Below are 19453 nucleotides of genomic sequence, written 5' to 3' on the forward strand. Positions count from 1 at the left end.
ATGATGCTGTCGGCCCGGGAGGCTGGCAGCTATGGAGGGACTGGTAATATGGACATGAACACGCTTCTTCAGATCATTGTTCAGGTGATTATGGGTGTCATTGGTGGCCAGGCGGTGGGCGCCGCGCTCAAGACAGCGGCAATGGGGCAGCTTACCAAAATCCTCGGCGGCGCCCTTGGCGGCGTCGGCGGTGCGGCCATCCTCGGCAGCCTGCTCGGCGGCGGCACGATCGATCCGGCTGCGGCCGCAGCGGCAACGGGCGGATTGGGCAGCGCGCTGAATGTGCAGAACATCCTCGGCGGTGCCGGTGGTGGCGCCATTCTGACGGCCATCATCGGCGCGGTCATGAACGCGACGAAGAAGTAAGCCAAATGCATGTCGCGCAAAAGCATGCCCTGGGGCCTGACCCGAGGGTGCGCAGTGGTTTTGCGATAACGACATGCATAAAAACAATTAACTTAAAGCGCGTCGCATGAATCCATTCAGCCGCGACGCGCTTTAGCGGTTCCGGGTTTTGCGTGGGCGGCTTCGGCCGCCCATTTCATTTTTGCGTTGTCGCGACAGCCGGATGCGGTGGACGACGTTCGCGTGTGTCTCTAAATCAGAAGCGACACAGCGAAAGGACGATCATGGGTCAGCTCAACGCCGGCATCGTGCCGGTCACGGCCTTCCAGCAAAACTGCACCATCCTCTTCGACATGGACGACAGGCAAGGCGTCGTCGTCGATCCCGGCGGCGACATCGACAAGGTGCTGGCAGTGCTCAAGGACAATGCGATCGATGCCGGCGCGATCTGGATCACGCATGGTCACATCGACCACGCCGGCGGCGCCATGGAGCTGAAGGAGGCCCTCGGCATCGAGATCATCGGTCCGCATGAGGCCGACCGCCCGTTGCTCGCCAATCTCGAGAAGCAGGCGAAACATTACGGCATCACCGATCCGGTGCGCAACTGCGTGCCCGACCGCTTTCTCAGCGAAGGCGATACCGTCTCGTTCGGCCAGCACGTGTTCGAAGTCTTTCATTGCCCCGGCCACGCGCCCGGCCATGTCGTCTACTACAATCGTGCTGCGAAGTTCGCCCATGTCGGCGACGTCTTGTTCCGCGGCTCGGTCGGGCGCACCGACCTGCCGGGCGGCGACCACGCCGCGTTGATCGCCTCGATCAAGGACAAGCTCCTGCCGCTCGGCGACGACATCGGCTTCATCTGCGGCCATGGTCCCGGCGGCCGCTTCGGCGAGGAGCGCCGGAGCAATCCCTTCCTGATTTAACGCGTCGTGGCTGCGGAGCTTCACGCGACGCGCATCGGTCTCTTGCCTTGATATGCCGACAACAAAAAAGCGCTGGCCTTGCGGACAGCGCTTTTTTGGGGGGCAGGGAAGCCTCAGTTCGCGGTGCAGAAATGCTGTTCGCCGTCATAGCCGGTGAACGTGCCGGTGCGGGCGTTGAAAGAGCGATAGCGATCCGAACAATAGTCATACCAGCCACGGGTCCATGGCTCGGCATAGCCGTCATTGTAGACGACCCGCGGTTCCGCGTAGTAGCGGCGCAAAGGGGCGGGCCGTGGATAGCGACCATAATCGTCGTAGCCGGGGTCGTAATAGCTGGGCTGCGGGTTGTTGAGCGCACCAACGATCAGAGCGCCGGCCGCGAGGCCAAGGACGCCTGCCGCGATCGCATCGCCATTACCACGATGGTGGTGCCGGTGGCGCCAGTCACCTGCGCTGGCCGCCGGCAAGGTCGCGAGCGTGGTTGCAACAATTGTGGCGGACAGGACGGCGGTCTTGAAATTTCGGTTCATCTCGGTCTCCTTCATGCCGGCCCGGGTAATCTTCGGCCCGGGTAATCTGTGGGTAATCTGGGGGATGCGGTCCGGCTTTACCGAAGATTAATAGGCGACCGTGGCTGAGCGGGGGCTGAACGAAATTGGCGGGCTGGGACCAGTCGATTCATCGATCAGGCATGGCGCAAGGCACAAATATCATACGCTCAACGAGCGGAGCTGCGCCAGCGGACCGTCCGACGCTGTCTCGAACTCGGCTCAGCCGATCGACAGGTTGACGGCTTTCGGACCCTTGCCGCGCTTGTCCGGCTCGGTGTCGAATGTTACCTTCTGCCCATCCTCAAGACCGGGAAGACCCGACGCCTGCACGGCCGAAATATGGACGAAGACATCCTTCGCGCCATCATCCGGCGTGATGAAGCCGAAGCCTTTGGCATGATTGAAGAATTTGACGGTGCCGGTCTGCGGCATGGGAAGCTCCTTTGATCCCATCAAGTCCAGTCTCGGGCCGGCAAATGCCCGAGTGGAAATTTGTCGTTTATTTTAGCGCCATCGGCAAGAGAAAGTTTTGCGAGCAGTGGCTTGCCGCCCTGCCACGAAAAAAGGCGCGACGAAACCGCCGCGCCTTCGAAACTCGGGTCCGGCGCTGAAAGCCGGTTCAAGGCCTTTGGAGGGGCCTCGGGGTCATTCCTGGCACCTCCGGCCTGGCACGTCCGGGCTGGAGTGAGCGCTGACGGTTCAGTCCGCGCGGAGATTGACCGCCTTCGGTCCCTTGCCCATGCGGTCGGGCTCGACATCGAACGTGACCTTCTGGCCATCGACGAGCGTGCGCAGCCCCGAAGCCTCGATCGCGGAGATGTGGACGAACACATCCTTGGCGCCGTCATCTGGCGTGATGAAGCCGAAGCCTTTGGTAGCGTTGAAGAATTTAACGGTGCCGGTCTGGGCCATTGGGGAAACTCCTTCACCCGTGTCAGTCTTTGTGGTTTGCCCGCCGCCTGACGCCGTGGGCAAGTTCCCGGTGGTTGCTTCGGCAGTCATGCATTGGCGCATGATTAGAACCCCCGCCGAAAAACGGGGCCGTCAGAGATTCACAGTATCGGGGAAAGGTCGTCCAAAACGTTCCGCTCTCCGGGTCGCAAATGCCCGAACACAAAATTTATCGCACGGAAACGCGGTGGTTGCAAGGTAGCGCCAACGGTCGCTCATGGGCGCCTTCGCACACATGGTATCGACAAAGCGGGGGTGCTCGCCCGGTAGTCATAAGCCATAGCCCGGCCACGCATGGTCCAGCCGGCCGGGAGCCTGCAAACAGGGGTTGCATTCGGCGGGTGGATGGCGAGGATCGGCTGGGACGCATTTTGCATTTTTGCGCATGCCGTCGTCCCAAACGCCCGCACCGGCTCGGAGCCCCGTGGGCATGCTTTTGGGTGACGTGCATTGGAGCGGGGGCTCGAGGGAGGTCTGGTGATGAAATTTCCTGCGGCAATCTTCTCGCGACAGGGTTTTGCCATCCTGTTGCTGTCGGCGGTTCTTGCAGCCTGTACCGCGGTGGTGGTGGAGGAGGACGGACCGGGGTACCGCCCGCCTCGGCCCGAGCCGCAATTTTGCACCAGACAATATGATCCGGTCTGCGCCCGGCGCGGTGGCGACCGCCAGACCTTCGCCAATGCCTGCCTTGCCGAGCGGGCCGGATATCGCATCATCAGCGGCGGCCGGTGCCGCGACGGTGGCGGTGATGGAGAGCAGACGTTCTGCACGCGCGAATACCGCCCGGTCTGCGCCCGCCGCGGCGGCGAGTTGCGCACCTTCCCCAACGCCTGCGAGGCTCGCGCCGCCGACTATCGCATCGTAGACGATGGTCCCTGCTGAGAGGCTGGTTTACTCCCCGTCTCCGGGCGGGGAGGCTCATCCATCAACTGGGCGCAGCCGCGCGAGCGCAGCTGGCGGCTCTTGCCCCTACGCCGGCAGCCTCGCCTTGCGGCAATAGGCGATGAACTCGGCCGCGGGCATAGGTTTGGCAAACAACCAACCCTGACCATAGTCCACGTCGCGTTCCATCAGGTAGTCGACCTGTGCCTGCGTCTCCACGCCCTCGGCAATGATTTTCAGCTTCAGCGTCTTGGCCATGTCGATGATATGCGGCGTGACGGAACTGGTGGCGGAATCCGTAGCGATCGTGTCGATGAACGACTTGTCGATCTTCAGCGCATCGAGCGGCAGGCCCTCGAGATGGGACAGGCTCGAATAGCCTGTGCCGAAGTCGTCGATTGCGACCGCATGGCCAAGCTCGCGGGCGCGAATGACGGTCGAACGCGCTGAATCGACGTCGACGAAACCGCGCTCCGTCGCCTCCAGCCAGATCTGCCGAGGCTGAATTCCGGTGTGCTGCAGGGCCTTTTCGATGACCGGAAGGACCCTTGCCGTTCTGACGTCCGCCGGGCTGAGATTGATCGCGATGTGGAGCGAACGATTGGCGACAAGAAGTTTTTTCAGGTCCAAAACAACAAGGGCGATGATCTGGTCGGTGATTGCCGCGATCAGGCCGCTCTCTTCGGCCAGCGGGACGAAAAGATCGGGCCGGACCAGCGAGCCGTTGGGTCGTCTCCAGCGCACCAGCGCTTCGGCACCCACGCAATTGCCTGTCCTGAGCGCGACGATCGGCTGATAGTGGACGATAAACTCGTGCTTGCGCACGGCAATCTGCAATTCTCCAAGCGGCCACAGCCGCCGTCGTGACAGCCAGACAACCATGCCGATGATGAAGGCGGCGATGAAAGCGCCGAGGGGAAGCAACAGCAATTGCCGCCTGCGCACGCTGTCGACAATCTGGCTTTCCGGTTCGGTGGCGACGGCGATCCAGTCCGTCCCGCGCACCGCGGCAAACAGATGACCGTCATCCAGGCCTTTGCCCGGGTCGGCGATGATCTTGCCGATGCGGGCAGGATCAGGCCCGTTCAGCGCGCTGAGCAGGACGCCCGTGTTTGTCGCCAGGGCAAGCTGAACGTCGGGATCGACGACGATGTCGACAAAGCGCAGGGGGTCGATAAGGACATTGTGGCGCTTGTACTGCAGGGCCATCAGCGGATGGTCCAGGTTGGCCAGGGGCCGTATCCGGGCAGTGACGGCAACGCCGTCTGCAGCGGTGAAATCGGGTGCGGCTTGCGTAATGCGTCCTTCGGTCGGTCCCCAGGATGTGCATTTGAGCAGGCCGTTTTCGAAATAGCCCATTTCTTCAATCGAGCGCGTGTTGATGGTGAGCCGCCGCATGCGGGCAATGTGGTCCACCGAACAGCGGTCGCCGGTGAACCGGTCGATCTCCCGCAACGCGCCGGCTGCATCCTTGAGGGATATGCTGGCCCTGGCGATCGCGCGGTTGGCGAACAGCTCCAGCCGCTCGTGTTCTTCTTGAACCGCCAGGACCCATGAAAAGTGGAACATCGCCGCGATGGGCACTATCGCGCCGAGCAAGGCCAGCACCACCGCAGTCACGATGATGCGCGACCTGTCCATGTGCGCTCTCCCTGCCTTCGGCTGCGAGCGACAATTTCGCGCGCGGCCCGCCAGGCAGCCAACTGTGATCGGGCCCGGTTCCAGCGGACCTTATAGGGCTTCGAAATTACGTGATCTTTAATCCGGCCCGCGGTGGCTGGATGAATGCAGGGCTGCTCATCCGTTTGCCGCTAGCCCTTGGATTTCGGTTTCAAACCGGCTTCCGCCTGCTTGACAGCCGAGCCGAAGGGCGAGGCCGGCTTTGCTGCCGTCTTGTCCTTCTTGGGCTTGCGTGTCTCGCGGTTGCTGCGCTGTTGACCCTTGGCCATTTCCTGGTCCCTCGTGATTGATGAACATGGTGGCGATGGTTGATGGGCGGCTAGCCGTTTGGATCGTCGGCCACTTCGAGATTGTCTTCCGTGGTGACCCGCTCATGGGTCTCCTCGTTGCTGCGGATGCGGTATTGCGGCGAGCCGTCCTTGACCGGCAGCCTGCTTTTGATCTGGAACAGCTCGGCGGTCTTCTGAACAAGGCCGGTGCGGCTCTTCATGCGAACGGTCTGGCCGATCGCGAAAAGATGCGCAGGCGTGTCGGTGCGCGGGCGCGCGTTCTGCTGGAAGCGGATCATGCGGCATTCTCCTGGTCGCGCCTCAGCGCGGTTTCGAGTTCGGCGAAGTCGATGGCGACCAATTGGCTGGTCTGGCTTCTCACCGTCCTTGCCGGCAGGTGGATGAATGTGCCGACACGGCGCCAGGCAAGCCACGAGATGCCATCGACAAGCTCCTCATCGTGGTCGATGTCGTAGTCGCCGGCCGGCAATTGTCCTTCCAGGCCGCCAATCATGAAGGGTGCCTCGAAATGCGCGATGGAATGGGTAGTTCGGCCAGACATTCTCGTGCCTCGAAGTGTCGTCTTGGATCCGATTGGGTGGTGCCCACTTCGCGGCACCGGGACCTAAGATCGTGGGTCCCTGTTCGGCAATTTGGGTATCGGCAATTTGGGTATCGGCGATCTGGAATGAGTTTGGCGGGTCGAGAACTTCTGACGCCGCGAGATGCCAAGCTTGGCCCAAAAAACGATCTCAATTCACTAATCCCAAAATGCGGTTTATTCAAGAAGATTCCCGCCCGTCGCCGACCTTGTCGTAAATTTACTTTTCTAGGGCTATTTGGGAAATGGTGATACGGTCCGGAAACTTCACAAGAATTGTTTGAGATTGTGCCGGAAAAATTCATCCCGGCATCGATTTTTATTTACATCTGAAAGGAAAAATCATGTTTTCTGTGAAAACACCTGATGGTTCGACCGTAACAATCAAGCCGATTGTCAAGCAGGTCGCCGGGCCTGCGAAAGTCGTGTCGGCACGGCTGACGATACGAAGTGACGAGGCAGCAAGGCGCAAGATCGCCGATACCGACGGCACGCTGCGGCGGGCCAGACAGGTTGCGGAGACCAACCGCTTGATCTGACACGGCCGGCCCATGAACCCAGGATTTCCGGCAAGCTGGCCTGCGAACCCTTGAACCTGCCGCGCCGATGGCCTAGATCGCGGCAGGCGGACAAAACACGGCAGGTTTCCCATCAACAGAGATCCGAGAAGACCGGCAGGCGCGGGCGGCAATTTCGGCTCAGGCGGACAGCCGCCGCTGGGGCTCGACCAGCGCGTGCAGCAGGCACTGCAATTGCATCAGGCGGGGCGCCGGCAGGAAGCCGAGATGCTCTACCGGCAGGTGCTGGCGCAAAAGGCCAATCATGCGGCGGCAGCACATTTCCTCGGTTTGCTTCTGCACCAGACCGGGCGCAGCGCCGAAGGACTTGATCTCCTCGAACAGTCGGTGCGTCTGCAACCCAAGAATCCAGATTTCCTCAACAATCTCGGCACGGTGATGCGCGACCTCGGCCGTGTCGGTGCAGCCGTCGATTTCTTCCGTGGCGCGGTGGCAATCCGGCCGGAGCAACTCGCGGCGCGCGACAATCTCGGCTCCTCGCTGAAGCAACTCGGCCACTTCGAGGGCGCGGAGGAGATCTATCGCGGCACCATCGGCCGCAACCCGTTCCATGTCCGCGCCCGCATCGGGCTTGCCGAAACGCTGCAGGAGGCTGGGCGGCTCGACGAGGCGCTCGCCGTCTTCCGCGAAGCATTGGCAATTCGGCCGAAGGACGCCGACCTGCTGCACGGTCTGGGCGTCGGGCTGATGGAGAAGGGCAGTCTCGGAGAGGCAGCGGAGCATTTCCGGCAGGCGCTGGCGGTCGATCCCGGCATGGCCAGGGCCTGGCTGATGCTCACCCAGGTCAAGCGCCAGCAGGAGCGCGACGCCGAGCTTGCCGGGATGGAGGCGCAGCACGCCAAGGCGCCGGAAGGCAGCCTGGCGCGCATGCAGCTTTCGTTCGGCCTCGGCAAGGCCAATGACGACCTCAAGGATTATGGCCGTGCCTTCGATTATTTCGCCGAAGGCAATGCTATCCGCCGCATGGGCATCGACTATGACGCGGACAAGACACGCGCCGAATTCGAAACGATGAAGGCGGTGTTCGACAAGGCCTTCTTCGATAAGCACAGACCGAGCGGGATTGCCGACGACACGCCGATCTTCGTCGTCGGCATGCCGCGCTCCGGCACCACGCTGGTCGAGCAGATCATCGCCAGCCACCGCCAAGTCTATGGCGCGGGCGAGCTCGGCATATTGAAGACGGCGGTGGGAAAACAGTTTCCGCCTGGTATGAAGGGCGGTTTCCCCAGCGGGATCGCCGACCTGCCCGACAAGGCCTTTGCCGAGGCAGGCCAGGCCTATCTGGACCTGCTGCACGCCCGCTATCCGGGTTTCCGGCATGTCACCGACAAGATGCCCGGCAATTTCCTTTTGGTCGGCTTCATCCATCTGATGCTGCCCAAGGCCAAGATCATCCATTGCGCGCGCGACGCGGCGGCGACCTGCCTGTCGATCTACAAGGTGCATTTCCGCGGCGACAGCCACCGCTACGGCTACGACCTCGGCGAGCTTGCCGATTTCCACAATCTCTACACCGACATCATGGCGCATTGGCGCACCGTTCTGCCTGATGTCGTGCATGATGTGCGCTACGAGGATTTCGTTGCCGACCAGGAAGGGCAGACGCGGGCGCTGATCGCCTATCTCGGCCTGCCATGGGACGATGCAGTGCTGTCGTTCCACGAGACCGACCGGCCGGTGCGCACGGCGTCGGCGGCGCAGGTGCGCCAGCCAATGTACCGGGGCTCGGTCGATCTGTGGAAGCGTTATGGCGACCGGCTCAAGCCGCTGCTCGACCGGCTGGCGTAATGCGGGCCTACAGCTCGAGGAAGGGCTGAAAGCCGCCGAAGATCATGCGCTTGCCGTCGAACGGCATCGCCGACCAGTCGGACTTCAGTCGCTCATCGGCCATCACCTTGGCCATCACCGCATCGCGGCTCTGCCGCGATTCATAGACGACCCACGAGAAGACGACGATCTCGTCGTCCTTGGCCTGCACGGCGCGCGGGAACGAGGTCATTTCGCCATAGGGCACGTCGTCGCCAATGCACTCGACATAGGCAAGCGCGCCATGCTCCATCCAGACAGTGCCGCCCAGCCGCGCCATTTCCTTGTAGGCATCGAGATTCGCCTTGGGCACGGCGAGTACGAAACCATCGACATAGGACATTGTGGTTCTCCTTGGGTTGGGTAGGGTTTTCCTTCTCCCCTTGTTGTGGGAGAAGGTGGATTGGCGCGCAGCGCCAAGACGTATGAGGGGTGTTGGACGGAGTGCCGTCATCGCAATCTTGAACACCCCTCATCCGACCGAGCTTCGCTCGGCCACCTTCTCCCGCAAGGGGAGAAGGAAAGGAGGCTACGTCGCCTTCACGGGCGCGTTCATTGCCCACTCGACACCGAAGGGATCAGTAAGCTGGCCCCAGCTGTCGCCCCAGAACATCACCTGCAGCGGCGTGCCGACCGTGCAGCCTGCGTCGACTGCGCGCTGCCACCAGGCGTCGATGTCGTCGCTGCCGAGATGCAGTTGAATGGTGAAGCCCTGCGGCTTCACAGGGGCCATTCCGTGCTCGGGATAGAAGTCGGAAATCATCAAGGTCGAACCGTTGATGTGGAGATGGATGTGCATCGTCCGGCCCTGCTCGTCCGGCGGGTAGAAGAAGACCTGCTCGGCGCCGAACGCCTTCTGATAGAATTCCGAAGCCTTGAAGGCGCCGTCCAGCTGAAGGTAGGGCGTCAATCCGCCGAGGACTTTCGCTTTAGGCTGGGTTTGGGGCTGATCGTTCATCTCTTTGCTCCTCTCTGCGTTTGGTTTGACCTTGCGGACCCACAGGACGAATGAAGCGGCCGCGCTCCTACACGTCAGACGCATTTTTTTAATGCCGGGACCAGATGCGCCGGGCCGCCGGCGGAGTGACCCTGGGCGACGCGCAAGGCTTATGACGGCGCCGCTGCGGCCGGTTGGTCTCTTCAACTTATCATCTTGCCTCGGACAAGGAGATTGCAATCCGACGGCTGTTTTGCGCGTCGACGACGATCTCCGGCCAGCCGATGTCCTTGCGCAGTTCGATCGGCAATGAAAGCAGGGCGCGCTCGCTGCGGTAACGGGCGCGAGCCGCCGAGTAACGGGTCGCGATGCGACCAACGGATGACAGAATGGACATGATGCTCTCTCCTCGATTGGCGCCGGCATCACGGTGTCGGCATCCCAAGGACGTGGCACGCGGCCATGATCCGACAGCGCGTCGGATTTTTTTGCCGCAAAGCTTCAACCGTCCGCTTCTGCCACCGATCGGAAGAAGTCTTCCGGGCTGTCGATCTCGGCCAGCCGCCGCTTCTCGATCAGCCAGAAACGGTTGCCGATCGCCCTGATGAAGGAGCGGTCGTGCGATGCCAGCACGCAGCTCGCCTGATGGCCGAGCAATTCCGCCTCCAGCGCCTCCTGGCCGTCGATGTCGAGATGGTTGGTCGGCTCATCGAGCAGGTAGAAGTTGGGATTGGCAAGCCTGAGCGCCAGCATCATCAGCCGCGCCTTCTGCCCGCCCGACAGCACGCCGATCCTGCGCTCCTGCATGTCGATGCCGACGCCTGCGCCCGCCAGCAGCGAGCGGGCGCGCTGCTCGCCGACATCGAATCTGCGCGAGAGCATCGCCAGCGGCGTGTCGTCGCCGCTGAGGCCCGACAATGCCTGGTCGCTGTAGCCGAGCACCGTCGACGGCGTCACCTTCACGCCTTGTGTTGCCGTCTCTAGCTCGACGACGGCATTTCTGATCAGGCTGATCAGCCGCGACTTGCCGACGCCGTTGCGGCCGAGCAGCACGATGCGGTCGCCCTGGCAGATGTGGCGCTTGCCGGTCCTGAACAGCAGCGTGCCGTCAGGCGTTTCGACCGCCACGTCGTCGATCGTGATCAGCACCTTGGCATGGGTGCCGCGATTGGCGAGCTTTATCGCGCCCGCCGATTTTTCGCGGTGCGCCGGTGCTGCGACCTCTTCGAGGCGCTGGGCGCGCTGGTTGAGCTGCTTGGTCTTGACCGTCAAAACGTCGCTGCCCGAATTGATGCCGATGTTGTTGAGCTTGGCCGCCTGCCGGCGCAATTGCTGCGCCACCTTCATGTCGCGCTGGAATTTGCGCTCGGTCGAGGCGTCGACTTCGCTCAACGCATCGCGTGCCCTGGAATAGGGCAGCGAGAATACCGGCGACTGTTCGGGGCGCAGGAACAGCGTCCGGTTGGTCGTCGCGTCGAGGAATGCCCGGTCGTGGCTGGCGATCACCACCGGCACCTCGGGCGGCAGCGCGTTCAGCCAGGTTTCGAGCTGGCTGATCTTGGCGAGGTCGAGGTGGTTGGTCGGCTCGTCGAGAAGCAGCACATCGGGATCGGTGACCCAGACGCGGGCGATCAGCGCCAGCCTTTGCCAGCCGCCGCTCAAGGCCCGCATCGGCCGCTCGCGCATCGGCTGCGGCACGTCGAGTGAATCGAGAACGACGTCGACGCGCCATTGCTCGCTTTCGGCCTGCTCGACCGGCAAGGCGTCGGCCACCACCTGCTGAAAGCCGTGCTCCGCCAATGCTGCGGGAATGGCTTGCTCGACATAGCCGACGCGCAGGCCGCGCGTGCGGGTGATGTCGCCGGATGTCGGCTCCATCTCGCCGGTCAGGCACTTCAGCAAGGTGGACTTGCCGCGGCCGTTGGCGGCGACGATGCCGAGCCGGTCGCCGGTGCCGATGCTGAGGTCAAGGTTGGAAAAGAGCGGCGCACTCATGGTGACGCCGAGGGACTTGAGGCTGATCAGGGCCATGTTGGTTTCTCTGGTCTGCCCGGAATGAATTCCGGTTCGATGCACTTTGACGGCGCGCAGGCAGGCCATCAGGCTCGGCGTTGCAGCACCACGAAGGGCAGACCAAGAAAATCGAAGCGGGAGATCCCGGACCGTCTCTGGTCAGCCCTGCAAGCGAGCTCGCAGGGCAGGGACAAGGCCGCGCTGACGGTGGTGGTCGAAAGACACGCAGCCCTCCTTTCAAGACGTTCGAGTTATGGAAACTGGCTACACCAGGGGAGGGGCCGATGGCAAGTGGGCGTGTAAAAGTGAGCTAAGCGCTGAAGTTGCCAATCTCCCCCCATGCGGGGGAGATGTCCGGCAGGACAGAGGGGGGCGCGAAGGAACGCTACCGTCCCGGCCGGCCGGTCTTGCCGGGTCGACGCTTTTCGCGGCGAGCGTCGGCCGGATCCTCGTAGGAGCCGATACCACTGCGCTGGCGGACGATTGGCTTACCGGAATCGTTGCGTTCCTTCGCGCCCCCCTCTGCCCTGCCGGGCATCTCCCCCGTTTGGCGGGAGATCGGCTGTGGCTTGGCCGGCACTTTTCCCTCAACAGGCTTTTCAGTCCGTCGCACCGTCATTTCGTCGAGCGAGTTCTTCTTGAACAGCGGCTTGATCGGCTCGCCGGGAATGCCGAAATCGGAGCCGTGCGCCTCTTCGGCCGACTGTTTCTTGAACAGCGAGCGGGACACCGCACCGGCGGGAGTCGGCATGTCAGTGCCCGGACCCATGGCGTCGAGCGAGGGTTTTGCGAAGAGCGGCTTCTTGACCGGCACGGCGCCGTCGGCGCCCATCTCGTCGAGCGCGGGCTTGCGGAACAGACCCTTGCCGTCATCGTCGACCGTGCGGTGGATGGCGCGGCCCTTGTTGTGCTTGCCCTTTTCGCGGCCCGAAACCGGGCTTTCCATGTCGGCATATTTGGCCAGCGGATCGTCGGAGATGGACAGCTCCATCTCGCGCAGCCGCTTGATCTCGTCGCGGATGCGGGCCGCCTTCTCGAAATCGAGATTGGCGGCTGCGTCGCGCATCTGCTTGTCCATGGCATCGAGATGGGCTTTCAGATTGTTGCCCATCATCGCGCCGGCGCTGTCGGTGAACTGCGAGATGTCGGCGCGGACGTGGTCCTTCTCGTAGACCGAGTCCAGGATGTCGGAGATGCGCGACTTGACCGATTCCGGGGTGATGCCGTTGGCCGCGTTCCACTCCATCTGCTTTTCGCGCCGGCGGTTGGTCTCGGCCATCGCCCGCTCCATCGAGCCGGTGATCTGGTCGGCGTAGAGAATGACCTTGCCGTCGACGTTTCGGGCGGCGCGGCCAATGGTCTGGATCAGCGAGGTTTCGGAGCGCAAAAAACCCTCCTTGTCGGCATCGAGAATGGCGACGAAGCCGCATTCGGGGATGTCGAGGCCTTCGCGCAAAAGGTTGATGCCGACCAGTACGTCGAAGGCGCCGAGGCGCAGGTCGCGCAGGATCTCGATGCGCTCCAGCGTGTCGATGTCGGAGTGCATGTAGCGGACGCGAATGCCCTGCTCGTGCAAATATTCGGTCAGGTCCTCGGCCATGCGCTTGGTCAGCACGGTGACCAGCGTGCGGTAGCCGGCCTTCGTCGTTTCGCGGATTTCGCCGACGACGTCGTCGACCTGGGTCTTGGCCGGGCGCACCTCGACCGGCGGATCGATCAGGCCGGTCGGGCGGATGACCTGCTCGGCAAAGACGCCGCCGGACTGCTCCATCTCCCAGGCGCCGGGCGTCGCCGAAACCGCGACCGAAAGCGGGCGCATCGCGTCCCATTCCTCGAAACGCAACGGCCGGTTGTCCATGCAGGACGGCAGACGGAAACCGTACTCGGCCAGCGTCGCCTTGCGGCGAAAGTCGCCGCGATACATGCCGCCGATCTGCGGGATGGTGACGTGGCTTTCGTCGATGAAGACCAGCGCATTGTCGGGGATGTACTCGAACAGGGTCGGCGGCGGATCGCCCGGCTGGCGGCCGGTGAGATAGCGCGAATAGTTCTCGATGCCAGCGCAGGAGCCGGTGGCTTCCAGCATCTCGAGGTCGAAGCGGCTGCGCTGCTCCAGCCGCTGCGCCTCGAGCAGGCGTCCGGCGCGCTCGAGTTCGACCAGCCGCTGCTTGAGCTCTTCCTTGATCGACTTGATAGCCTGATTCAAGGTCGGGCGCGGCGTCACATAGTGCGAATTGGCGTAGATCTTGACGCTCTTCAATTCGCCGGTCTTCTGGCCGGTCAGCGGGTCGAATTCGGTGATCGCCTCGATCTCGTCGCCGAACAGCGAAATACGCCAGGCGCGGTCTTCCAAGTGGGCCGGAAAAATCTCGATCGTGTCGCCGCGCACGCGGAACGAGCCGCGCACGAAATTGACATCCTGCCGCTTGTATTGCTGCGCGACGAGATCGGCGAGCAGCGCGCGCTGGTCGAGCCGGTCGCCGATCTGCATCTGGAAGGTCATCGCCGTGTAGGTCTCGACCGAGCCGATACCGTAGATGCAGGACACCGAGGCGACGATGATGACGTCGTCGCGCTCCAGCAGCGAGCGCGTCGCCGAATGGCGCATGCGATCGATCTGCTCGTTGATCGACGATTCCTTTTCGATGAAGGTATCCGTCCGCGGCACATAGGCTTCCGGCTGGTAGTAGTCGTAGTAGGAAACGAAATACTCGACAGCATTCTCCGGGAAGAATTTCTTGAACTCGGAATAAAGCTGCGCGGCCAGCGTCTTGTTGGGGGCGAGGATCAAGGCAGGGCGCTGCGTCTCCTCGATCACCTTGGCCATGGTAAAAGTCTTTCCCGAGCCGGTGACGCCGAGCAGCACCTGGGTGCGGTCGTTGTCGTTGACGCCCTCGACAAGGTCCTTGATCGCCGTCGGCTGGTCGCCGGCCGGCTCGAAATCCGACACCATCTTGATGGCAATGCCGCCTTCGGATTTTTCGGGCCGGGCCGGGCGGTGCGGCGTCCACAGCACGCCGTCCTTGTGCAGCGGGTTGCCGGACTCGATCAGCGCCGACAGCGCCGCCACCGTGGCGGTGACACCGCCGGAGGCCATGGTCTCGGCTTCCTCCAGAGAAACATCGAGGCCGGCAACCGGATTGAGGCCGGCCGCGGTTCGCTCCCGCGCCGAAGCCGCGCCGCCCATCGAGGTGCCGCGCGCCGTGCGGCCAGGGGAAGAGGAGCGTTCAGGGATCTTTTTCGCCTTGGGGACTTCCCTCCCCCTTGAGGGGAGGGTGGCGGCGGAGCCGCCGGGTGGGGTCGGTGCGGCCGGGCTCGACGTGCCCTCATGTTGAGCGCCTCCTTTGCCGACCCCCTCTGTCGCCTTCGGCGACATCTCTCCCTCAAGGGGGGAGACTTGGCGCCCTTCCTTTTCGGCTTCCTGCTCGATCTGCTCGGCCCAATCGGCGATCGAGCCGGTCAGCGGCGTGCCTGACAATTCAGCCTGCGGCGCCTCGGCAAAACCGCGCTTGTGCAGCGGCTCGGACGCATCGAGGAAATCGGTCAACGGGCTGCGCCGCTTGGGCGGCGAAGCACGATCGTCACGCGCCGGCGGCGGCGTCTTTTTGTCGGGAAGTTTGGCCATGCCCCAAATATGGGAGGTATCGGCCAAAATGGAAAGAGCGGAGTGGCCAGGGGCGCGAGAGGAAACCAGGCTGCTGACACAAGGGTGTCAGGAGCGATGTCGAACGCGCCCTCAGTTGAACCACAGCGCAAAGGTCAAAAACCCGGCGCCGCCGAACTGGCGCCGGATCTGGTCGAACTCTTCGCTGGTGAGGATCTTTCCGCTGTCGAGATAGGGCGCGATGGCCGGGCCGGTGATCGACAGCACCAGGTCGAAGGGCTTTGGCTCGTCGAAGAAGCGCTTCATGTTGATGCCTTTGTCGGCGAAGCGGAAATGCGGCAGCAAGGTGCGGCCTTCGAGCAGGTCCTCAGCCATATCAAGCGCGGCGTGCCAGGCCTGGACCTGCTCCTCGCCGACCTCCAGGCCGGTGAGCGGGCTGGCGCCTTTCTGTTGCGGGCCGGGCAGCCATTCACGGTCGTTGTCGGTCTCGGCGCGGATCGCCTTCCAGTCTTCGCGGGACAGCCGGATCATTTCCATGAGGTGGCGGCGCGCCGCCTGGCGGCGCTCCGGCTCGACCACCGGCCAATTGACCAGATGAACCAGCGAGATGAAGTCGGCGATGCGCCACTCGGCCGAAAACATGCCGCCGCTCATGCCGCCGTCCGGCGGCACGAGCGTGTCCTGCAGCGGCAGTTTTGCGCGCGGAAACAGCATGTGGAACGAGCCGTCGAAGGCGTTGCTGAAGTCATGCGCCAGCCAGAAATCCGCCTGCGCCATCAGGAATTCGGCATAGCCCTGCAGCCAGTAGCCGTCGGCGCGGTCGAAGCGGAAGGTGAGGGCGGGTGCGGCCGGGTCTGGCGCACCGCCGCGTGACAGGGACGCCATAATTGCGGCGGCACTTTCGTCCGGCGCGATCTGGCCGTCCTCGTTGAGGTCGATGCCGAGACGGGTGAGGTCGACCTCGATGCCGATGTCGGCATCGGCAGGCACGGATCCAAGCGTGGCTGCGGACTTTTCCAGCCGATCGCGGAAGGCGACCAGGATGGCGCGGAAGCCGTCGTAGGTCAGTGGCTCGGGATTGGGATTGTCCGGCACCGGCAGCCGCATCAGCGGCAGCATGAACGATTGCGGGCTTTCGAAACCGTGGCGGTGCAGGCCGCCGGCCAGGATCTCCAGCGCGGTGAAGAATTGGCCGGCGCCGGCGGCGTAGGCCGACGCAGGATCAGTGGGCGCAGCGGCTTCCAGCGCAGCAAGCGTGCTGTCGCGGTCGGCTACGGTTTTTGCCTCGAACAGGGCGGCCGGTTCGGGGGCCGCGGCACCGGCGGAAGCAACCGGCAGCAGCAGAAGAAGGGCGGATGCGAGCAGGCTCGAAAATCGCGTCATTTTGGTCCTCCGGTATGCCGTTCGGCGGCAACAATATACTCATCCTGTGTGTTGCGCCTACTGCGGGCATCTGGCCGCTCGATTGCGAACGGAGGCGCTTCGCTATATCGGCCGCATCGTTTACCGTGGTCATTCATCCCGGTGCAGGCTGCGCGTGTCGAATTATCCGCTTCCCTACAAATTGTCCTGGCTGCCACGCTTCTTGAAGCCTTCGCTCAGCGGCGATCGCCAAGGCTTTGCGCCGGCGGCAGGAATCATGATCGAGCCGCCACCGGCGCGGACGGTGCGGTTCGCCTTTGTCGGCGATATCTCGGCGGTGGCCAATCGCATCGCGCCGCAATGCGACCCGGCGATCGCCACGCTGCTCGGCTCTGCCGATCTGGTGATCGGCAATTGCGAAAGCCCGGTGTTGGAGCGACCGAGCGCGGCGATGGGCACAAAGCTTGGCACTCGTCATGCCATGACCGAGCGGTTTCTTGCCGAGGCGCTGGCCGCCGTCGGCATCTCGCGCGATAAACTGGTGCTGTCGCTCGCCAACAACCATGCGCTCGACCAGGGCGTCGAGGGTTTTGACGAGACCGTGGCAGCGCTGGAACGGCTTGGCATCCGCAGCATCGGTACCGCGGCCGCCGGTCCGGTCGAACGCCTCGCTGTCGGGCCGCTGACAATAGGCTTTGCCGCCTTCACGCTGTGGCGTAATGCCGGCGCGGCGGCGTTCGCCGGCCGTGTGTCGATGCAAGGCGACCCGGCACGATGGCCGCGCCGCGACGCCGTCGACCTTACCTGCGCCGTGCCACATTGGGATTGGGAATTCCGGCATTTTCCGCAGGCTGAAACGCGGGCGCTGAGCCGGCGTCTGGCCGCGCAGGGCGTCGGGCTGATCGCTGGCCACCATGCCCATGTCGTGCAGCCGGTGGAGCGGATCGGCAAGGCGCTCGTCGCCTATGGGCTCGGCGATTTCCTCGGCACCGCCTTTGCCCGCCAGCCATGGCCCGGCCGCATCGGGGGCATCCTGACCGTCGATATCAGCGCCGACGCCGACACGCGTGGCGCCATTGCCGCCTACCGGCTGCATCCCTTCATGCGGCTGCGCGCCGGCGACCATGAGCGGCTGGTTCCCATTGAGGCGCTGGAGGGCGCATTAAGGCAAAACGTTACGGACCGTTTCGTTGCGGTTTTTGGTAACGGGAATTGATGGCCACAGTTGACTGATGGCTCGGATAAATCGTGTGGGCTCACCACCATCCCAACGCTGTAGTCGCGCGACTTTCCGCAAAACCGGCTATTGTCCGAGCTGGGTGTTCGATCATTTCGACGGTGGGATGGCGATGGAAGCAGCGGATTTCATGCCTGATGAAACTGACATCGCCGGCATCAGGAGCAATCTCGCGGCCTATGACGCCGAAAGGGCTTCGGCCTACCGGCAAGTCCGCTGGCGGGTGCCGCTGTTCATCGGCCTGGTGCTGGTGTTCGTGGCGCTTGTCGCCTGGCTTTTTAACAGGATCGCCGATCCCTACGAGCAATGGTTCTCGACGCCGCATGTGTTGCTCTATGTCGTCGGGTTGGTGGCGGCGATCCTGCTCTATTTCCAGGTGATCAAGCCGACGAGCAGGTTGCAGCACCGCAAGACACTGCTGCCGATCATCTTCGGCTTCATCAGGGACCTGCGCTACGAGCATGAGGTGACACCGAATTCGTTCGACCGGCTGCCGCGCGAGACGATCGGCACGTTCAACGCCAAGCGCTTCGACGACATCGTATCCGGCCGCTACGAGGGATTTCCGTTCGAGCTTTACGAAGCCGATCTCCGGCAAGGCACGGGCGGCACGATAGCATTCAAGGGGATCGTCGTTGCCTTCGAGACCCTGGTGCCGTTCCCCGGCATATTGGTGGCCGCCCGCCGGAGTGACATGGCCGTCGGGTTCTTCCGCGGCATGTTCGCCAGCAAGATGCAGGAATTGTCATGCGGGGTGCCCGAACTCGATGCCGCCTACGACTTCCGCAGCGACAATGTCGAAGCGGCGCAGCCGCTGGTGAGCGGCCGGCTGGCGCAGGCACTGACATGGCTCAAGGAGACATGGCCTGATGATCCGGCGCGGGTCGCGCTCAATGGCAGCGACGGCTTTTTACTCCTGCCGCAGACGAGGAATTTTTTCGAGCTGCCTGATATCTCGGTGCCGCTCGACTACGCCAAGCATGTTGCGCCGATGATATCAGACATGGGGGCGATGCTGGCGACGGCGGCGCTGGTGCGCAAGATCGGCGCAACGGACGCGGCGGCGGGTTAGCCCGAACTTGAGGTCTGCTGCCAGTTTCTGAATCAACACCAGGAAGCTTCGCTCCGGGCGAACCGCGAGAGACAGGCGGTCAAATCGCGAGAGCAGCCCCAAAAACAGTCGGCGCCGGGATTTCTCCCAGCGCCTCCCTGTCAGATCAGGACACGGTCGCGGCAGCAACTTCCGTAAAGACGTCGCGCCATGCCGGCCTTGATGTTGACGGTCCTGCCAGCCACCGCCCGAGGGCAGCGTCCGTTCGGGACCTCGCCAGTCTCCACCTTTGCAAGCTTCGTCCAGCGCGCCATCGAAGGTTTTTGCCGTCCTTCATGGCAGCATCGGTCCGCCGTAGGCGTTCGCACGCTTTCCGCGGCCCCGTAGTCTCGGTCCTCAAAACAGGCAAGCCTGCGTTCGGGGCTGTACGGGCCTCAGGAAATCTTCCGTTTCGCTTCGCCTTTCGACTTGGCAATCGGTAGCCGCCTGAGATGGGTTTAATGTACGGGAGGTAAGCGTTTGGCGAAACGGCTGCGAGCCTGTGGATTGCGGGATTATCGGGGATCAGCGCCTGCATCGGCGCGTTTATTTTGCCGAGATGCGGGGCGGGACACGCCCATCCTGCGGCGAGCTGCAGGATTCTGCTCTTGCCCCACA

Annotated in this window: 20 protein-coding genes; 7 read left to right on the forward strand and 13 right to left on the reverse strand. The window is 63.2% G+C overall.

Translation table 11 applies throughout. The features are described 5' to 3' along the window. Nucleotides 1–48: 48 nt before the first annotated feature. The gene (locus tag AC0L15_RS00970; RefSeq protein WP_027151066.1) at nucleotides 49–366 is read left to right on the forward strand and encodes a hypothetical protein; all 318 of its coding nucleotides are present in this window, start codon (nucleotides 49–51) and stop codon (nucleotides 364–366) included. Nucleotides 367–629: 263 nt separating this feature from the next. Continuing rightward, complete coding sequence (locus AC0L15_RS00975) at nucleotides 630–1271, forward strand: MBL fold metallo-hydrolase (RefSeq protein WP_287064193.1); 642 nt, start codon at nucleotides 630–632, stop codon at nucleotides 1269–1271. Nucleotides 1272–1384: 113 nt separating this feature from the next. On the opposite strand, the gene AC0L15_RS00980 is transcribed toward AC0L15_RS00975, so the two are convergent. The 3 genes from AC0L15_RS00980 to AC0L15_RS00990 form a co-directional block, all read right to left on the reverse strand. Further along, nucleotides 1385–1801, reverse strand: a complete 417-nt coding sequence (locus AC0L15_RS00980; RefSeq protein WP_287246398.1) for a BA14K family protein — start codon at nucleotides 1799–1801, stop codon at nucleotides 1385–1387. 240 nt (nucleotides 1802–2041) lie between these two features. Continuing rightward, nucleotides 2042–2254 (reverse strand): cold-shock protein, encoded by a 213-nt coding sequence (locus AC0L15_RS00985; RefSeq protein ID WP_006202521.1) that lies wholly within the window; start codon nucleotides 2252–2254, stop codon nucleotides 2042–2044. Nucleotides 2255–2521: 267 nt separating this feature from the next. Continuing rightward, nucleotides 2522–2734 (reverse strand): cold-shock protein, encoded by a 213-nt coding sequence (locus tag AC0L15_RS00990; RefSeq protein WP_023799871.1) that lies wholly within the window; start codon nucleotides 2732–2734, stop codon nucleotides 2522–2524. A gap of 519 nt (nucleotides 2735–3253) precedes the next feature. Here AC0L15_RS00990 and AC0L15_RS00995 point away from each other — a divergent pair. Further along, the gene (locus tag AC0L15_RS00995) at nucleotides 3254–3655 is read left to right on the forward strand and encodes a Kazal-type serine protease inhibitor family protein (RefSeq protein WP_023799870.1); all 402 of its coding nucleotides are present in this window, start codon (nucleotides 3254–3256) and stop codon (nucleotides 3653–3655) included. An 87-nt stretch (nucleotides 3656–3742) separates the two neighbouring features. Here AC0L15_RS00995 and AC0L15_RS01000 read toward each other — a convergent pair whose 3' ends face one another. The 4 genes from AC0L15_RS01000 to AC0L15_RS01015 all read right to left on the reverse strand — a co-directional run bounded on the left by AC0L15_RS01000 (nucleotide 3743) and on the right by AC0L15_RS01015 (nucleotide 6166). Continuing rightward, nucleotides 3743–5296, reverse strand: a complete 1554-nt coding sequence (locus AC0L15_RS01000; RefSeq protein ID WP_473495809.1) for an EAL domain-containing protein — start codon at nucleotides 5294–5296, stop codon at nucleotides 3743–3745. Between the two features lie 170 nt (nucleotides 5297–5466). Continuing rightward, complete coding sequence (locus AC0L15_RS01005) at nucleotides 5467–5604, reverse strand: hypothetical protein (RefSeq protein ID WP_023799867.1); 138 nt, start codon at nucleotides 5602–5604, stop codon at nucleotides 5467–5469. 50 nt (nucleotides 5605–5654) lie between these two features. Continuing rightward, nucleotides 5655–5903, reverse strand: a complete 249-nt coding sequence (locus AC0L15_RS01010; RefSeq protein WP_128169625.1) for a hypothetical protein — start codon at nucleotides 5901–5903, stop codon at nucleotides 5655–5657. Then, complete coding sequence (locus AC0L15_RS01015; protein ID WP_287246400.1) at nucleotides 5900–6166, reverse strand: hypothetical protein; 267 nt, start codon at nucleotides 6164–6166, stop codon at nucleotides 5900–5902. The genes AC0L15_RS01010 and AC0L15_RS01015 overlap by 4 nt, the downstream gene beginning before the upstream one ends. 383 nt (nucleotides 6167–6549) lie before the next feature. Between AC0L15_RS01015 and AC0L15_RS01020 the strand changes: the two genes are divergently transcribed. Together AC0L15_RS01020 and AC0L15_RS01025 are read left to right on the forward strand one after the other, a co-directional pair. Continuing rightward, a complete protein-coding gene (locus AC0L15_RS01020; protein ID WP_287194311.1) occupies nucleotides 6550–6744 on the forward strand; it encodes a hypothetical protein in 195 nt (64 codons plus the stop codon). Nucleotides 6745–6939: 195 nt separating this feature from the next. Continuing rightward, entirely contained in the window at nucleotides 6940–8574 is a 1635-nt protein-coding gene (locus AC0L15_RS01025) for a tetratricopeptide repeat-containing sulfotransferase family protein (protein WP_473495810.1), read from the forward strand. Nucleotides 8575–8581: 7 nt separating this feature from the next. Here the strand turns inward: AC0L15_RS01025 and AC0L15_RS01030 are convergent, their stop codons facing one another. From AC0L15_RS01030 to AC0L15_RS01055, 6 genes are all read right to left on the reverse strand, one after another. Then, nucleotides 8582–8935 (reverse strand): DUF1428 domain-containing protein, encoded by a 354-nt coding sequence (locus AC0L15_RS01030; protein ID WP_287233122.1) that lies wholly within the window; start codon nucleotides 8933–8935, stop codon nucleotides 8582–8584. Nucleotides 8936–9121: 186 nt separating this feature from the next. Next, nucleotides 9122–9550 (reverse strand): VOC family protein, encoded by a 429-nt coding sequence (locus AC0L15_RS01035; protein WP_287246403.1) that lies wholly within the window; start codon nucleotides 9548–9550, stop codon nucleotides 9122–9124. A 190-nt stretch (nucleotides 9551–9740) separates the two neighbouring features. Then, complete coding sequence (locus AC0L15_RS01040) at nucleotides 9741–9926, reverse strand: hypothetical protein (RefSeq protein ID WP_023799860.1); 186 nt, start codon at nucleotides 9924–9926, stop codon at nucleotides 9741–9743. Nucleotides 9927–10030: 104 nt separating this feature from the next. Continuing rightward, nucleotides 10031–11560, reverse strand: a complete 1530-nt coding sequence (locus AC0L15_RS01045; RefSeq protein ID WP_287246404.1) for an ABC-F family ATP-binding cassette domain-containing protein — start codon at nucleotides 11558–11560, stop codon at nucleotides 10031–10033. A 367-nt stretch (nucleotides 11561–11927) separates the two neighbouring features. After that, nucleotides 11928–15167, reverse strand: coding sequence for an excinuclease ABC subunit UvrB (gene uvrB, locus AC0L15_RS01050; RefSeq protein ID WP_287246405.1), 3240 nt, complete (start codon nucleotides 15165–15167; stop codon nucleotides 11928–11930). A 111-nt stretch (nucleotides 15168–15278) separates the two neighbouring features. Further along, nucleotides 15279–16529 (reverse strand): hypothetical protein, encoded by a 1251-nt coding sequence (locus tag AC0L15_RS01055; RefSeq protein WP_473495811.1) that lies wholly within the window; start codon nucleotides 16527–16529, stop codon nucleotides 15279–15281. Nucleotides 16530–16683: 154 nt separating this feature from the next. Between AC0L15_RS01055 and AC0L15_RS01060 the strand changes: the two genes are divergently transcribed. Continuing rightward, nucleotides 16684–17724: a CapA family protein gene (locus AC0L15_RS01060; RefSeq protein WP_287246407.1), complete on the forward strand. Its 1041-nt coding sequence runs from the start codon at nucleotides 16684–16686 to the stop codon at nucleotides 17722–17724. A gap of 133 nt (nucleotides 17725–17857) precedes the next feature. Beyond that, nucleotides 17858–18817 carry a hypothetical protein gene (locus AC0L15_RS01065; RefSeq protein WP_473495850.1) on the forward strand — a complete coding sequence of 320 codons (960 nt, stop codon included), beginning with the start codon at nucleotides 17858–17860 and terminating at the stop codon, nucleotides 18815–18817. The last annotated feature ends 636 nt before the right edge of the window (nucleotides 18818–19453 follow it).

The sequence above is a fragment of the Mesorhizobium sp. WSM4846 genome, assembly GCF_055811415.1.